Annotated in this window: 13 protein-coding genes; 12 read left to right on the forward strand and 1 reads right to left on the reverse strand. The window is 72.3% G+C overall.

Features of this window, described 5'->3' with window-relative positions:
* Nucleotides 1-49: 49 nt before the first annotated feature.
* The 9 genes from ACH4ZX_RS21615 to gatB all read left to right on the forward strand — a co-directional run bounded on the left by ACH4ZX_RS21615 (nucleotide 50) and on the right by gatB (nucleotide 10,798).
* A complete protein-coding gene (locus tag ACH4ZX_RS21615; protein ID WP_398274984.1) occupies nucleotides 50-589 on the forward strand; it encodes a TIGR00730 family Rossman fold protein in 540 nt (179 codons plus the stop codon).
* 7 nt (nucleotides 590-596) lie between these two features.
* Nucleotides 597-1,286, forward strand: a complete 690-nt coding sequence (locus tag ACH4ZX_RS21620; protein ID WP_398274987.1) for an SDR family oxidoreductase — start codon at nucleotides 597-599, stop codon at nucleotides 1,284-1,286.
* 30 nt (nucleotides 1,287-1,316) lie between these two features.
* Nucleotides 1,317-2,324 carry a methionine synthase gene (locus ACH4ZX_RS21625; RefSeq protein WP_398274990.1) on the forward strand — a complete coding sequence of 336 codons (1,008 nt, stop codon included), beginning with the start codon at nucleotides 1,317-1,319 and terminating at the stop codon, nucleotides 2,322-2,324.
* A 15-nt stretch (nucleotides 2,325-2,339) separates the two neighbouring features.
* The gene (ligA, locus tag ACH4ZX_RS21630; protein WP_398274993.1) at nucleotides 2,340-4,529 is read left to right on the forward strand and encodes an NAD-dependent DNA ligase LigA; all 2,190 of its coding nucleotides are present in this window, start codon (nucleotides 2,340-2,342) and stop codon (nucleotides 4,527-4,529) included.
* 269 nt (nucleotides 4,530-4,798) lie between these two features.
* Nucleotides 4,799-7,036, forward strand: coding sequence for a putative bifunctional diguanylate cyclase/phosphodiesterase (locus ACH4ZX_RS21635; RefSeq protein WP_398274996.1), 2,238 nt, complete (start codon nucleotides 4,799-4,801; stop codon nucleotides 7,034-7,036).
* Between the two features lie 201 nt (nucleotides 7,037-7,237).
* Nucleotides 7,238-7,534 carry an Asp-tRNA(Asn)/Glu-tRNA(Gln) amidotransferase subunit GatC gene (gatC, locus tag ACH4ZX_RS21640; RefSeq protein WP_030231941.1) on the forward strand — a complete coding sequence of 99 codons (297 nt, stop codon included), beginning with the start codon at nucleotides 7,238-7,240 and terminating at the stop codon, nucleotides 7,532-7,534.
* A 4-nt stretch (nucleotides 7,535-7,538) separates the two neighbouring features.
* A complete protein-coding gene (gene gatA, locus ACH4ZX_RS21645; RefSeq protein WP_398275000.1) occupies nucleotides 7,539-9,032 on the forward strand; it encodes an Asp-tRNA(Asn)/Glu-tRNA(Gln) amidotransferase subunit GatA in 1,494 nt (497 codons plus the stop codon).
* Nucleotides 9,029-9,268, forward strand: coding sequence for a hypothetical protein (locus ACH4ZX_RS21650; protein ID WP_351892698.1), 240 nt, complete (start codon nucleotides 9,029-9,031; stop codon nucleotides 9,266-9,268). Before gatA ends, ACH4ZX_RS21650 begins: the two co-directional genes overlap by 4 nt.
* Nucleotides 9,269-9,283: 15 nt before the next feature.
* Nucleotides 9,284-10,798, forward strand: coding sequence for an Asp-tRNA(Asn)/Glu-tRNA(Gln) amidotransferase subunit GatB (gene gatB, locus ACH4ZX_RS21655; protein ID WP_398275004.1), 1,515 nt, complete (start codon nucleotides 9,284-9,286; stop codon nucleotides 10,796-10,798).
* A gap of 415 nt (nucleotides 10,799-11,213) precedes the next feature.
* On the opposite strand, the gene ACH4ZX_RS21660 is transcribed toward gatB, so the two are convergent.
* Nucleotides 11,214-12,017, reverse strand: a complete 804-nt coding sequence (locus ACH4ZX_RS21660; RefSeq protein WP_398275007.1) for an SAM-dependent methyltransferase — start codon at nucleotides 12,015-12,017, stop codon at nucleotides 11,214-11,216.
* Nucleotides 12,018-12,145: 128 nt separating this feature from the next.
* On the opposite strand from ACH4ZX_RS21660, the gene ACH4ZX_RS21665 reads away from it, so the two are divergent.
* The 3 genes from ACH4ZX_RS21665 (at nucleotide 12,146) to ACH4ZX_RS21675 (ending at nucleotide 15,444) form a co-directional block, all read left to right on the forward strand.
* Nucleotides 12,146-12,439 carry a hypothetical protein gene (locus ACH4ZX_RS21665; protein WP_398275010.1) on the forward strand — a complete coding sequence of 98 codons (294 nt, stop codon included), beginning with the start codon at nucleotides 12,146-12,148 and terminating at the stop codon, nucleotides 12,437-12,439.
* A gap of 193 nt (nucleotides 12,440-12,632) precedes the next feature.
* Complete coding sequence (locus tag ACH4ZX_RS21670) at nucleotides 12,633-14,891, forward strand: MMPL family transporter (RefSeq protein ID WP_398275013.1); 2,259 nt, start codon at nucleotides 12,633-12,635, stop codon at nucleotides 14,889-14,891.
* Nucleotides 14,869-15,444: a GNAT family N-acetyltransferase gene (locus tag ACH4ZX_RS21675; protein WP_398275016.1), complete on the forward strand. Its 576-nt coding sequence runs from the start codon at nucleotides 14,869-14,871 to the stop codon at nucleotides 15,442-15,444. Before ACH4ZX_RS21670 ends, ACH4ZX_RS21675 begins: the two co-directional genes overlap by 23 nt.
* Nucleotides 15,445-15,470 lie beyond the last annotated feature (26 nt).

Raw genomic sequence — 15,470 nt, forward strand, 5'->3', positions numbered from 1 at the left:
CGGAAAAGCGCTCGCGGACGCCCGGTTCTTCCCGCGTACGGTGACCCTCATGCGAATCTGCGTCTTTCTCTCCGCCGCCGACCTCCACGACCGTTACACCCGCCCCGCCCGCGAGTTCGCCGTCCTGCTGGGCAAGGGCGGGCACACCCTGGTGTGGGGCGGTTCGGACGTCGGTCTGATGAAGGTGGTCGCCGACGGCGTACAGGAGGCGGGAGGCAGGCTGTGCGGGGTCTCCGTGGGCTTCCTGGCGGCGAAGGCACGCACCGGCGCCGACGAGATGGTCATCGCCGCGGACCTCTCCGAGCGCAAGAGACTGCTGCTGGAGAAGTCGGACGCCGTGGTGATCATGGTCGGGGGCACCGGAACCCTCGACGAGGCCACCGAGATCCTGGAGCTCAAGAAGCACGGCCACACCCAGAAGCCGGTCGTCCTGCTCAACACGGCCGGCTTCTACGACGGTCTGAAGGAACAGTTCCGGCGCATGGAGGACGAGGGATTCCTGCCGCGCCCACTGGCCGACCTGGTGTTCTTCGCCGAGGAGCCGGCCGGGGCGCTGGCCTACCTGGAGGAGAGCGGCGGGCTGCGATGATGTGGCCATGGCTACACATGTGATCACCGGGGCGGGCTCCGGCATCGGCGCGGCCGTCGCCCGCCGCCTGCACGCGCGCGGGGACGACCTCGTGCTGCACGCGCGCGACGCGGGCCGCGCGAAGGAACTGGCGGCGCTCTTCCCCGGCGCGCGGACGCTCGTCGGCGACCTGGCCGACCCGGACCGGCTGTCCTGGGCCTTCTCCCACCAGTCGCTCCCGGACCGCGTGGACGGCCTGCTGCACATCGCGGGCGTCGTCGACCTCGGCCCGGTCGGCGAGCTGACCCCCAAGGCGTGGCGCCACCAGCTCGACGTCAACCTGATCGCCCCCGCCGAGCTGACCCGCCTGCTGCTGCCCCAGCTCCGCGCCGCCCGCGGCCACGTCGTCTTCGTCAACTCCGGCGCCGGCCTGACCGCCCACGCCGACTGGTCCGCGTACGCCGCCTCCAAGCACGGCCTGAAGGCGCTCGCCGACGCGCTGCGCCACGAGGAGCACGCGAACGGCGTCCGCGTCACCTCCGTCTACCCCGGCCGCACCGCCAGCCCCATGCAGGCCAAGGTCCACCAGCAGGAGGGCAAGGAGTACGACCCCTCGAAGTGGATCGACCCGGAGTCGGTCGCCACGACGATCCTGATGGCCCTCGACCTGCCCCGGGACGCCGAGGTCAACGACCTCACGGTGCGCCCGGGGCGGTGAACCGGCGGAGATGTTCCGTAGGCTTCCCGGGTGAGTGAAAACAGCCAGGTCACCTTCGGCGCGGCCACCGGCGTCGGCTCCATGCCGGGCGGGGACGCCCGGGAGGCCGCCAAGACCGCGACCGGGACGTTCGAGGACTTCCCGTTCCTGCCCGAGCTGCCCGCCCGGGGGCCCGGCGCCGACATGATCGGCCGGACCGCCGGAATGCTCGTCGAGTTGTACGCGCGCGTGGAGCCCAGCGGGTGGCGCGTCGGCGACCGGCCCGGCCGGGACACCAAACGGGCCCGGTCCTGGCTCGGCGAGGACCTCGACGCGCTGGAGGAGTTCACCCAGGGCTACCAGGGTCCGCTGAAGGTGCAGGCCGTCGGCCCCTGGACGCTGGCCGCCGCGCTGGAGCTGAGGAACGGCGAGGCCGCGCTCTCCGACCCCGGCGCCTGCCGCGACCTGGCCGCATCCCTGGCCGAGGGCCTGCGGCTGCACCTCCAGGAGGTACGGCGCCGGGTGCCCGGCGCGCACCTCGTGCTCCAGCTCGACGAGCCGTCCCTGACCGCCGTGCTGCGCGGACAGGTCAGGACCGCCAGCGGATACCGCACCCACCGGGCCGTCGACCGGCAGATCGTCGAGGCCACGCTCCGCGACCTCGTCGGGGTGCACGGCGACGGCCCCGTCGTGGTCCACTCGTGCGCACCGGACGTCCCGTTCGCGCTGCTGCGCCGGGCGGGCGCGGCGGCCGTCTCCTTCGACTTCTCACTCCTCACCGAGCGTGACGACGACGCGATCGGAGAGGCGGTGGAAGGGGGCACCCGGCTGTTCGCCGGGATCGTGCCCGGCACGGACACCGCATTGTCGGACCCGGCCGGTAGCGTCATGGGGGTCAGGACGCTGTGGCGCAGGCTGGGGCTGCGACCGGGACTCCTCGCGGAGACGGTCACGCTCACCCCGGCGTGCGGACTCGCGGGCGCCTCCCCCGGGTACGCGCGGGCGGCGCTCGCCCACTGCGTCCGGGCGGCGAGATCCCTCGCGGACAACCCAGAGTAACGGGAGGACAACACGGTGGCCGGCGACAAGCAAGCGGAGACGACGGTGCCCGCCGAGGCGCGGGAGAAGCACGCCCAGCTCGCTGAGCAGATCGAGGAGCACCGCCTCCGGTACTACGGGAAGGACGACCCGGTCATCAGCGACGCGGAGTTCGACGAACTCATGCGCTCCCTGGAGGCCATGGAGGAGCAGTACCCGGAGCTGCGCACGCCGGACTCGCCGACGCAGAAGGTCGCGGTCGAGTTCGAGACCGACCTCGCCAAGGTCGAACACCGCTCGCGCATGCTCTCCCTCGACAACGTCTTCGACGACGCCGGGCTCGCCGCCTGGGCCGAGCGCGTCCAGCGCGACGTCGGCACCCCCGACCACCACTTCCTGTGCGAGCTCAAGGTCGACGGCCTCGCGGTGAACCTGACCTACGAGGACGGCCGCCTGGTGCGCGCCGCCACCCGCGGCACCGGGCGGATCGGCGAGGACATCACGCCCAACGTGATGACGATCGCGGAGATCCCGCACCGGCTGAAGGGCGAGCGGGTCCCGCGGTTCGTCGAGATCCGCGGCGAGGTCTACTTCCCCATGGAGGCGTTCCAGGACCTCAACACCCGCCGGGTGGCGGCCGGCGAGAAGCCCTACGCCAACCCCCGCAACTCCGCCTCCGGTTCGCTGCGCCAGAAGGACCCGAAGGTCACCGCGACGCTCCCGCTGCACATGGTCGTCCACGGCATCGGCGTCCTGGAGGGCTTCGACGGCCCCTCCCGCCTGTCCGGGGTGTACGACCTGCTCAAGACGTGGGGCCTGCCCACCTCCCCGCACAACAGGGTGGTCGACGACCTCGACGGCGTAAGGGAGTTCATCGCCCACTACGGCGAGCACCGGCACTCCGTGGCGCACGAGATCGACGGAGTGGTCGTCAAGCTCGACGAGATCCCGCTGCAGGGACGGCTCGGCTCCACCTCGCGCGCGCCGCGCTGGGCCATCGCCTACAAGTACGCGCCGGAAGAGGTCAACACCAGGCTCGTCAACATCCGGGTGGGCGTGGGCCGCACGGGCCGGGTCACGCCGTACGCCCAGGTCGAACCGGTGACGGTGGCCGGTTCCGAGGTCGAGTTCGCGACCCTGCACAACCAGGACGTCGTCAAGGCCAAGGGCGTCCTCATCGGCGACACCGTGGTGCTGCGCAAGGCCGGTGACGTCATCCCGGAGATCCTCGGACCGGTCGTCAGCAAGCGGGACGGCAGCGAACGGGAGTTCGTGATGCCGGCCGAGTGCCCGGAGTGCGGCACGCCGCTGAGGCCGATGAAGGAGGGCGACGTCGACCTGCGCTGCCCCAACGCCCGCGGCTGCCCGGCCCAGCTGCGCGAGCGCCTGTTCTACCTGGCGGGCCGCAAGGCCCTGGACATCGAGCACTTCGGGTACGTCGCCGCGGCCGCCCTCACCCAGCCGCTGGAGCCGAAGGACCCGCCACTGAAGGACGAGGGCGACCTGTTCGGCCTCACCGTCGAACAACTGCTGCCCATCCGGGCCTACGTCCTCGACCAGGACAGCGGCCTGCCCAAGCGCGACCCGGAGACCGGCGAGGAGAAGGTCGCCACCGTCTTCGCCAACAAGGAGGGCGCCCCCCGCAAGAACGCGCTCGCCATGCTGGAGAACATCGAGGCCGCCAAGCAGCGCCCGCTCGCCCGCGTCCTCACCGGTCTGTCGATCCGTCACGTCGGCCCGGTCGCGGCCGAGGCGCTGGCCCGCGAGTTCCGCTCGATCGACCGCATCGAACAGGCCGGCGAGGAGGAGCTCGTCGCCGTGGACGGCGTGGGCGAGATCGTCGCCAAGGCCGTCAAGGAGTGGTTCGCCGAGGACTGGCACCGGGAGATCATCCGCAAGTGGAAGGCCGCCGGGGTGCGGCTGGAGGAGGAGGCCGGCGAGGACCAGGGCCCCCGCCCGCTGGAGGGCCTGACCGTCGTCGTGACCGGCACCCTGGAGCACTTCACCCGCGACGGCGCCAAAGAGGCGCTGCAGAGCCGCGGGGCGAAGGTCACCGGTTCTGTCTCGAAAAAGACGTCTTTCGTCGTTGTGGGTGACAACCCCGGATCGAAGTACGACAAGGCGATGCAGCTGAAGGTTCCCGTCCTGAACGAGGAAGGGTTCGGCGTCCTGCTCGAACAAGGGCCGGAAGCGGCGGCCGAAGTCGCGCTTTCGGCTGAGGAATAGCGGTTGAAGGCCACTCGATCGGCGCATATCAGATGCATACGGGTGGCGAGGGCGCATTCGGGCGACCGTAGGCGACCGCTGCCCGTGAAAGCCTTCTGCGGCCTACTGTTGAGAGGTGCGCCTGCCGCGCCCAGCCGCGGTCGGGGCATCCCCGCTGTCCTCGACGGGTTCGTGAGGACGCGGCAAGGGTTTTCCGACGCGGTGCCGTTGGCGGTTGTCGGGCATCGGGCCGCGGGGCGTGGGCACCGCCGGCTGTGAGAGGGACGGGAATGGAACCGACCGAGAGCGCTGCCCCGGAATCATGGCTGCGCCGGGGCCGGGTGACCGGCGACCGGTGGGCGGGCCGGCGGGGCGTGCGGCCTTCGGAGCGTCAGGGCGGGCGGGGGAGCGCCACCGGACAGTACACCGTGGCGGACGGCCGGGGCGTCCGGCAGTTCACCGCGGTGCCCGCGTCCGGACTGCCGGACGCCGACACCGAACGGCACCTGCCCTGGCCGGCGCTGCCCGCCGCGATCGTCGCGGTCGCCGGGTGCGTCCTCGGCGCCGGCTTCTACCGGGCGTTCACCGGCACCCACGCGCTCTTCCCGGACGGCCCCGTCGGCTGGTCCCTGGCGGTGCTGACCGGCGTCATCGTCGGCCACCTGGTCATGCTCGGGCGGTCCCGCTGGTGGGGCGGCACCGGCTCCGGCGCCGCGCTCACCCTCGCCGTTCTGATGCTGTACGGCTGGGTGCCCGCCGGCATGGTCAGCCTCAGCGTCGTCGTCCTGGTCGGCATCGCCCGGCGGGGCCGCTGGCGGCAGGGCGTGCTGCACGGCTCCGTGGACATCCTCGGCATCGGCGCCGGAGCCCTCGTACTGGGCGCCTTCGGACGGGTGCCGTCGGTGGAGACGCCCTCGGACCCGGACACCTGGACCCTGTACACCGCCCCCGCGGTGGTGCTGGTCGCCGTCGCCTACCTCGCCGTCACCCGCACCCTGCTGTGGTACCTGCACGTCCCCCGCGGCGGCGTGCCAACCGTCGCCCGCACCGCCCTGGTCAGGCAGGGCCTGGTCGCGGTCGCGCTGCTCGGCATCGCCCCGCTGGTCTGCGTGGTGGCCACCGCACAGCCCGTGCTGCTGCCGCTGTTCGCCATCCCGCTGATCGCCCTCGACTCCACCCTGTGGATCGCCCGCGCCCGGGCGGAGGAACAGCTGCGCGACCCGCTGACCGGGCTGCCCAACCGGCAGTGGCTGCTGGAGCGCATCTGGACCGCGCTGGACGACGCCGAACGCATCGGCGCCCGCTCCGCCCTGATGCTCATCGACCTCGACCGCTTCCGGTCGGTCAACGACACACTCGGCCACCTCGCCGGCGACCGGCTGCTGCTGCAGATCGCCGACCGGCTGCGGGTGGCGCTGCCGCGCGGGGCCGAGGCCGCGCGGCTCGGCGGCGACGAGTTCGCCGTGTTACTGCCCGTCGCCGACTCCACGACGTCCGCGACCCGGGTGGCCCGCGGCCTGGTCGCCGCGCTCAGCTCCCCGCTCGACCTCGACGGGCTCACCCTCGTCCTGGAGGCCAGCGCGGGCGTCGCCGTCTTCCCCGACCACGCCCTGGACGCCGAGGGGATGCTGCGGCGGGCCGACGTGGCGATGTACCAGGCGAAGCGGGACCGCTCGGGCGTCGAGGCGTACGAGTCCAAGCGGGACTCGAACACGCCGGACCGGCTCGGACTGCTGGGAGACCTGCGCCGCGCCCTGGACGCGCACGAGGTGCAGCTGCACTACCAGCCCAAGGTCCGCTTCGACGGCCAGGTCGCCGGGCTCGAGGCGCTGGTGCGGTGGGTCCACCCCGAGCGGGGCAAGGTGCCGCCGGACGAGTTCATAGCGATCGCCGAGTCCTCCGGGCTGATGCCGCACCTCACGGAGTACGTGCTGGAGACGGCGCTCGGGCAGGTCGCCCGGTGGCGGTCGCAGGGGCTGTTCGTGCCGGTCGCGGTGAACGTGTCCCCGCGCGACGTCCACATCCCCGGGTTCGCGGGGTCGGTGGCGGCGCGCCTGGCCCGGCACGGCGTCCCGGCGGGCGCCCTGCAGCTGGAGATCACCGAGCATGTGCTGCTGGAGGACCCGCAGCGCGCCGCCGACACGCTCGCCGCGCTGACCGGGCACGGCGTGAAGATGTCCCTGGACGACTTCGGCACCGGCTACTCCTCGCTGGTGCACCTGCGGCGGCTGCCGGTCAGCGAGCTGAAGATCGACCGTTCCTTCGTGGCGCGCCTCGCGGTGGACACGGAGGACGCGGAGATCGTCCGCTGCACGGTCGACCTCGCGCACTCCCTCGGGCTGCTCGTCGTCGCCGAGGGCGTCGAGGACGACGAGACCTGGGAGCGCCTGCGCGACCTCGGCTGTGACGCCGTACAGGGCTGGCTGGTGGCCGCCGCCATGCCGCCCGAGGAGACCACGGCCTGGCTGCGGGCGCGCGGATCCCTGGGCTGGCAGCGCCCGAAGGCCGCCCTGCCGGCCGCCGAGTGAACACCCGCCCGCCCGGCCGCTGAGGAGCGGGGCACCCGCCCGCCTGAAGAGCGAGGCCTGGAGAGCGAGGCCTGAAGCGCGGGGCCCGGCACGGTCGCCGGGGCCGAGCCGGGGCGGTGGAGGCAAACCGGTTCACGGTCACCCGCCCCCGACCCATAGGATTGGGCCAAACCACACACACTCACCCCAGAGGAACGCTGCATGCCTGGCATCACGCGCGAGGAGGTCGCCCACCTCGCCCGGCTGGCGCGTCTGGAGCTGAAGCCCGAAGAACTCGAACACTTCGCGGGACAGCTCGACGACATCATCGGCGCGGTCGCCCGCGTCAGCGAGGTCGCCGACCAAGACGTACCGCCGACCTCGCACCCGCTCCCGCTGACGAACGTCATGCGCCCGGACGAGGTCCGTCCCTCGCTCACCCCCGAGCAGGCGCTCTCCGGCGCCCCGGCCCAGGAGCAGCAGCGTTTCAAGGTGCCGCAGATCCTGGGGGAGGACTGATCCCATGACGGACATCATCAAGCTCACGGCCGCCGAGACCGCCGCGAAGATCGCCTCCGGCGAACTCACGGCCGTCGAGGTCACCGAGGCACACCTGGCCCGCATCGAGGCCGTCGACGAGAAGGTGCACGCCTTCCTGTACGTCGACCGCGAGGGCGCGCTGGCCCAGGCCCGCGCCGTCGACGAGAAGCGGGCCAACGGGGAGAAGCTCGGCCCGCTGGCCGGCGTCCCCCTCGCGCTCAAGGACATCTTCACCACCGAGGGCGTGCCCACGACCGTCGGCTCGAAGATCCTCGAGGGCTGGATCCCGCCGTACGACGCGACCCTCACCAAGAGGCTGAAGGCCGCCGACGTCGTCATCCTCGGCAAGACCAACATGGACGAGTTCGCCATGGGGTCCTCGACCGAGAACAGCGCCTTCGGGCCCACCGGCAACCCCTGGGACCTCACCAGGATCCCCGGCGGCTCCGGCGGCGGCTCCTCCGCCGCGCTCGCCTCCTTCCAGGCGCCGCTCGCCATCGGCACCGACACCGGCGGCTCCATCCGCCAGCCCGCCGCCGTCACCGGCACGGTCGGCGTGAAGCCGACGTACGGCGCGGTGTCCCGCTTCGGCATGGTCGCCTTCTCGTCCTCCCTCGACCAGGGCGGCCCCTGCGCCCGCACCGTCCTCGACGCGGCCCTGCTGCACGAGGTCATCGCCGGACACGACCCGCTCGACTCGACCTCCATCGACGCCTCGGTCCCGCCGGTCGTCGAGGCCGCCCGCAACGGCAGCGTGGCGGGCATGCGCGTCGGCGTCGTCAAGCAGTTCCGCGGCGAGGGCTACCAGGCCGGCGTCATCCAGCGCTTCGACGAGTCCGTCGCGCTGCTGAAGGAACTGGGCGCCGAGATCGTCGAGCTGGACTGCCCGTCCTTCGACCTCGCGCTGTCGGCGTACTACCTGATCGCGCCGTCCGAGTGCTCCTCCAACCTCGCCCGCTTCGACGGCCTGCGCTACGGCCTGCGGGTCGGCGACGACGGCGGGCACTCCGCCGAGGAGGTCACCTCCCTCACCCGTGAGGCGGGCTTCGGCCCCGAGGTCAAGCGCCGCATCATGCTCGGCACGTACGCCCTCTCCAGCGGGTACTACGACGCCTACTACGGCAGCGCCCAGAAGGTGCGCACGCTCATCACGCGCGACTTCGAGAAGGCCTTCGAGCAGGTCGACGTGATCGTCTCGCCGACCACGCCCACCACCGCCTTCCCCATCGGCGAGCGCGCCGACGACCCGATGGCGATGTACCTGGCCGACCTGTGCACCATCCCGACCAACCTGGCGGGCAACGCGGCCATGTCCCTGCCCTGCGGCCTCGCCCCGGAGGACAACCTCCCGGTGGGCCTGCAGATCATCGCCCCCGCGCTCAAGGACGACCGGCTGTACAAGGTCGGCGCCGCCGTCGAGGCCGCCTTCGTGGAAAAGTGGGGTCACCCGCTGCTGGAGGAGGCTCCGTCGCTGTGAGCAAGCTGTCCAAGGCCAAGGACTTCAAGAAGTCCAAGTCCGGTACCTACCTGTCGATGGCCACCACCGCGTTCGGCGCGTTCGGTGTCGCCAAGCAGATCAAGAAGGCCCGCGCCGAGCAGGACACGCTCCGGCTGATCGACGCCACCGTCTCCGCGGTCGCGATCGTCACCGGCCTCGCCATCCTGTACCGCGAACTGAAGCGGCTGGGCGACGACGACGTCCTGCTGGGCTGAGAGGGAAGTTTCACCGTGACCACCACGACCGACCTGGTGTCGTACGAGGACGCGCTGGCGTCGTACGACCCCGTCATGGGCCTCGAGGTCCATGTCGAACTCGGCACCAAGACCAAGATGTTCTGCGGGTGTTCCACCGAACTGGGCGCCGAGCCCAACTCGCAGACCTGCCCGACCTGCCTCGGCCTGCCCGGCTCGCTCCCGGTCGTCAACGCGACCGGCGTCGAGTCCGCGATCAAGATCGGCCTCGCGCTGAACTGCCAGATCGCCGAGTGGTGCCGCTTCGCCCGGAAGAACTACTTCTATCCGGACATGCCGAAGAACTTCCAGACCTCCCAGTACGACGAGCCGATCGCCTTCGACGGCTACCTCGACGTGCAGCTGGAGGACGGCGAGACCTTCCGCGTGGAGATCGAACGCGCCCACATGGAGGAGGACACCGGCAAGTCGACGCACGTCGGCGGCGCCACCGGCCGTATCCACGGCGCCTCGCACTCGCTCCTCGACTACAACCGCGCCGGCATCCCGCTCATCGAGATCGTCACCAAGCCGATCGTCGGCGCCGGCGACCGGGCTCCCGAGGTGGCCAAGGCCTACGTCCGTGAGCTGCGCGAGCTGATCAAGGCGCTGGGCGTCTCCGAGGCCCGTATGGAGATGGGCCAGATGCGCTGCGACGTGAACCTGTCGCTGATGCCGAAGGGCTCCGAGAAGTTCGGCACCCGCTCGGAGACGAAGAACGTCAACTCGCTGCGCTCCGTGGAGCGGGCGGCGCGTTACGAGATCCAGCGGCACGCGGCCGTGCTGTCCTCCGGCGGCACGATCGTCCAGGAGACCCGGCACTTCCACGAGGACACCGGGTCGACGACGTCGGGCCGGGTGAAGGAGGAGGCCGAGGACTACCGGTACTTCCCCGAGCCGGACCTGGTGCCGGTGGCGCCGTCGCGCGAGTGGGTCGAGGAGATCCGCGCCGCGCTGCCGGAGCTGCCGCTGGTGCGCCGCAACCGGCTGCGCGAGGAGTGGGGCGTCAGCGCCACCGACATGCAGGCCATCCTCAACGCCGGCGCCCTGGAGCCGATCGTCGCCACGATCGACGCGGGCGCCGACGCGGCCTCCGCGCGCAAGTGGTGGATGGGCGAACTGGCGCGCAGCGCCAACGAGTCCGGCAAGACGCTGGACGAACTGGCCATCACGCCCGAGCAGGTGGCCCGGGTCAGCGAGCTGGTGGCCTCCGGCGACCTGAACGACAAGCTGGCCCGCCAGGTCATCGAGGGCGTCCTCGCGGGTGAGGGCACCCCGGACGAGGTCGTCGACAAGCGCGGCCTGAAGGTCGTCTCCGACGAGGGCGCGCTCACCGCCGCCGTCGACGAGGCCATCGCCGGCAACCCGGGCGTCGCGGACAAGATCCGCGGCGGCAAGGTGGCCGCGGCCGGCGCCCTGGTCGGCGCCGTGATGAAGGCCACGCGCGGTCAGGCCGACGCCGCCCGCGTCAAGGAGCTGATCCTGGAGAAGCTGGGCGTCGCCGAGGGCTGAGCGGGCCCGCACCGGGACAACCGCACACGGCCCCGGAGGACCACTGGTGTCCTCCGGGGCCGTGCTGTCTCCCACGGCGCCCAGCGGCCTTCCCCGGTCCGGCCCGGTCCGGCCCGTGCCGTCCCGGCCCGACCTCCTGCGGTGTCCCGCGGCCCGTCCGCTCGGCGTGGTGTCCGGTGGGCCGTCCGCCCGGCACGGTGTCCCATGGGCCGTCCGCTCAGCCGTGGCGTCACGACGGCGGCCCGGGCCGTTCGTCCGCCCGGGCATCCCCTGGGCCGTCCGCTCAAGCGGGGAGTTCCGCAACCGTCCGCTCAGCCGGGCTGCCGCAGGGGCCGTTCACTCATCCGCGCCGGTGCGCCGGCGGCCCGGGCCGCCGGCGTCCGGTTCGCCGGGAATGTCTCGCGGGGCCGTCCGCTCAGTCGCGGCGTCCCACGACGCGGGCGAAGCCGAGCAGGCGTCCCGCGTCGGCTTTCAGGAGGTCCACCGAGTCGCGGGCCATCCGGGCCATGACCTCGTCGGTGCTCTCCTCGGCGCACACCTCGCTCCACAGCAGCCAGTCGCGCCAGCCGTCCTCCAGCCAGTCGGCCGTCTCGACGGTCACCGCGCCCGTGCGCGTCCAGTTCCGGCGCCACCAGGCGGGCGAATGGAACGCCCAGAACCCCGGATCCCAGTGCGGCGCCAGATGCCCGGGCGGCTCGGCCCCCTCGATCTCCTCCCGCAGCCCCGGCACGACGACGCCGATCCGCCCGCCCGGCTTCAGCAGCCGGGTCAGGGTGGGCAGGTAGAGGTCGTCGGTGCCGAAGTACTGGTAGGCGTCGATGCTCACGATCGCGTCGAAGGTGCCCTCGCTGAACGGCAGTTCGTGCGCCTCGGCGCGCACCGGCAGCACCCGGTCGGCGAAGCCCGCCTCGGCGATCCGGCGCGCGTTGTCGTCGGGGCCCACCCACAGATCGGCCGCGGTGACCTGGACGCCGTACTCCCGGGCGAGGAAGACGGAGGTCATGGCGCGGCCGCAGCCCAGGTCCAGCACCCGCGCGCCCGGGCGCAGGGCGTCCAGGCCGAGCGCGGGAGCCAGCCACTCCAGCAGCCACAGGGCGTGCGGGCCCATCTGGTTGTCGATGGTCCAGCGGACGTCGTAGTGACTGCTGCGCGGGAATCGGGGGTGGGCCAGCCGGCCGGCGAGGTCGTCGGTCGAGGTCTCGAGTGCGGTGTCCGACATCGGTGAACGGGCTCCTTGCGTCCGGGGGGTCCATCGCAGCGCACAGGGGTACGTCGGAGCCGGACCGATTCCTCAAAACCTTGCCCCGCATCCTGCTTTCTCACCCGTAAGAGGTACGCTCGCCCGCCATGAGCGGACGCGGTGATTCCGAGACCCAGGACGTCGTGGACCCCGCGGAGGTGGCGCGGCGGGCCCGCTGGACGGCGGCCGGGACCGGGGCGCTGCTGGCCCTCGCCGGGCTGGCCGCGTCGCTGCTCCGGCTCACCGGCGCCGTACCGGCCCTGGTCCCGGCCGCCTACGCCCTCGGTGCCGCCGTCTGTGCCGCCGCCGCGGTCCTCGGCTCCCGGGGGCCTACCCGGCGGGCGTTGTGGCTGCTGATCGCCGGGACGACGGCGATGGCGCTGGGGGACCAGTTCGACTGAGGCGACAGAGGTGTCGTTACTGTCCTGTGATCTTCCTCGCACTGCTGTGATTCGTCCCACGAGCGGCTCAAACGATCAATTTCGCCTGCAAGAGTGGTTCACACATTGCACATGCGTTCTTTGCGGGCTGTTCATGTCATGAACGTCTGTTCCCGGTCAAAGATCTCACAGACAGTCACCCTGGGAGCACGTCGTGGCAGCCCTTGCACGCTGGTGTGTCCGGCACCGCCTGGTCGCGGTGCTGATCTGGCTCCTCGCCCTCGGCGGCACGGTCGCGGCCGCCGCGGTCGCCGGCTCCGCGTACTCCAACGACTACGAGGTCTCCGGCACCGAGTCGGGCCGCGCCAACCGGCTGCTCCGGGAGAACTTCGACGGCCTGGGCGGCGACAGCGACACCGTCGTCTGGCACACCACGTCCGGCACCGTCCGCGCCGCCGACGTCGTCCAGACGATGACCAGGACCCTCGACCGGATCGGTGGCCTGCCCGGCGTCGCGTCCGTGACCAGCCCCTACGGCGCGCAGGGGGCGGGCCGCATCAGCGCCGACGGGCACACGGCGTACGCCACGATCACCTTCGCGGACCGGGCCGAGGACATCGACGCCGGCCAGGCGCGGGCCGTCGTCGCCGCGGCCGAGGCAGCCCGGACCGACGGGCTCCAGGTCGAGCTCGGCGGCAGCGCCGTCGCGCTCACCGAGCCCTCCGGCGGCCACCTCGCCGAGGCCGTCGGCGTGCTCGTCGCCGCGGTCGTGCTGTTCCTCGCCTTCGGCTCGCTCGCCGCCTCCGTGCTGCCCGTCGCCACCGCGCTGGTCGGCGTCGGCACCGCGTACGCGGGAATCGTGCTGCTCGGGCATGTCATGACGGTGGCCGACTTCGCGCCCATGCTCGGCGTGCTGATCGGCCTCGGCGTCGGCATCGACTACGCGCTGTTCATCGTCACCCGGCACCGGCGCGGACTCAAACGCGGACTGACCGTCACCGAGGCGGTCACGGACGCCGTGGCCACCACCGGACGGGCCGTGGTCTTCGCGGGCGCCACGGTTTGCATAGCCCTGCTGGGCATGCTGATCCTCCGGCTGAACTTCCTCAACGGCGTCGCGATCGCCGCCTCGCTGACCGTCGTCCTCACCGTCGCCGCCTCCGTCACCCTGCTGCCCGCCCTGCTGTCCCTCATCGGTATGCGCGCCCTCGGCCGGCGCGAACGGCGCCGGCTCACCCGGTACGGACCCGAACCCGAGCTGCCCACCGGGTTCGCCGCCCGCTGGTCGGCGCTGGTCGAGCGCCGCCCCAAGCTGCTCGGCGCCCTCGCGCTGGCCGTGATCACCGTCCTCGCGCTGCCGACGCTCTCCCTCCGCCTGGGCACCTCCGACCAGGGCAACGACCCGAAGTCGTCCACCACCCGCCACGCCTACGACCTCCTCGCCGCCGGCTTCGGCCCCGGCGTCAACGGCCCGCTCACGCTCGTCACCCGCGTCGGCGGCGCCGAGGACAAGCTCGCCCTCGACAGCCTCGACGCCACCCTGCGCGCCACCGAGGGCATCGCGTCGGTGACCCCGGTGACGTACGACGCCGCCGGCACCGCCGCCTACGTCACCGTCGTCCCGGAGTCGGCGCCGCAGTCGCAGCGGACCAGCGACCTCGTCCACCGGCTGCGCACCGAGGTCCTGCCGCGCGCCGAGACCGGCACCTCGCTCGACCTCCAGATCGGCGGCGTCACGGCGAGCTACGACGACTTCGCCGGCGTCATCGTCGGCAAGCTGCCGCTCTTCGTCGGCGTGGTCATCGGCCTGGGCTGCCTGCTCCTGCTGCTCGCCTTCCGGTCCGTCGCCATACCGGTCAAGGCCGCCGCGATGAACGTCGCCGCGGTCGCCGCCGCCTTCGGCGTCGTCGTGGCGATCTTCCAGTGGGGCTGGGGGAGCGACCTGCTGGGCCTGGGCCGCGCCGGGCCCATCGAGCCGTTCCTCCCCGTGATCATGGTGTCCGTCCTGTTCGGACTGTCCATGGACTACCAGGTCTTCCTGGTCAGCCGGATGTACGAGGAGTGGCTGGAGACCGGGGACAACCGGCGCGCCGTCCGGGTCGGGCTCGCCGAGACCGGCCGCGTGATCAAATCCGCCGCGGTCATCATGATCTCCGTCTTCCTCGCCTTCGTGCTCAGCGGCGACCGGGTGATCGCCATGTTCGGCATCGCGCTCGCCTCCGCCGTCGCCCTCGACGCCTTCGTGCTGCGCACCCTCCTCGTCCCCGCCCTGATGCACCTGCTCGGCAGCGCCAACTGGTGGCTGCCGCGCCGGCTGGACGCCCGGCTGCCCCGCATCAGCATCGAGCCGCCCGGGTGCCGCGCCGCCCATGAGAGGCTGGCCGCGGCGGGCACGGGCACGGGCACGGACGCCGAGGCGGCCGAGGTACTGGCGAAGGAGCGGGATCGGGATGTACACGATGTCCCTGGGTGACGACGGAGCCGAACTGCGGCCCCTGGAGCCGTGGCACGCCGAGGAGTTCCTGGCGCACCTGGACCGGGGCCGGGACTTCATCGGGCAGTTCATCTCCTTCGGCTCGAAGGAGACGGACCTGGCCTCCGCGCGGGCCATGCTCCAGCGGTACGCCGACCTGCGCGCCGCCGACAGCGCCTCCCTGCACGGCCTGTGGCTGGAGGACAAGCTCGTCGGCGGGGTGCTCTTCCTCAACTTCGACGCCGCGAACGGCAACTGCGAGGTCGGCTGCTGGCTGGAGCCCGCGGGCACCGGCCGCGGGCTCGTCACGCGCGCGATGCGCGTGCTCATCGACCACGCCGTCGAACGGCGCGGCATCCACCGCGTCGAGTGGGTCGCCGCCTCCGGCAACCAGGCCAGCCTGAACGTCGCCCGGCGCCTGGGGATGACCCGCGACGGGGTGCGCCGGGAGGCGCACCCCTATCGTGGAGTGCGGCACGATCTCGAGGTGTGGTCGATCCTGGCCCCCGAATGGCGCGCGGCACGCGCGCGTGCCGCCGGCAACGATCATTAAGGTACCTCTCAGAGAGCGTCCGTACG

This window comes from Streptomyces sp. NPDC020490, assembly GCF_044335305.1.
Taxonomy (GTDB): domain Bacteria; phylum Actinomycetota; class Actinomycetes; order Streptomycetales; family Streptomycetaceae; genus Streptomyces.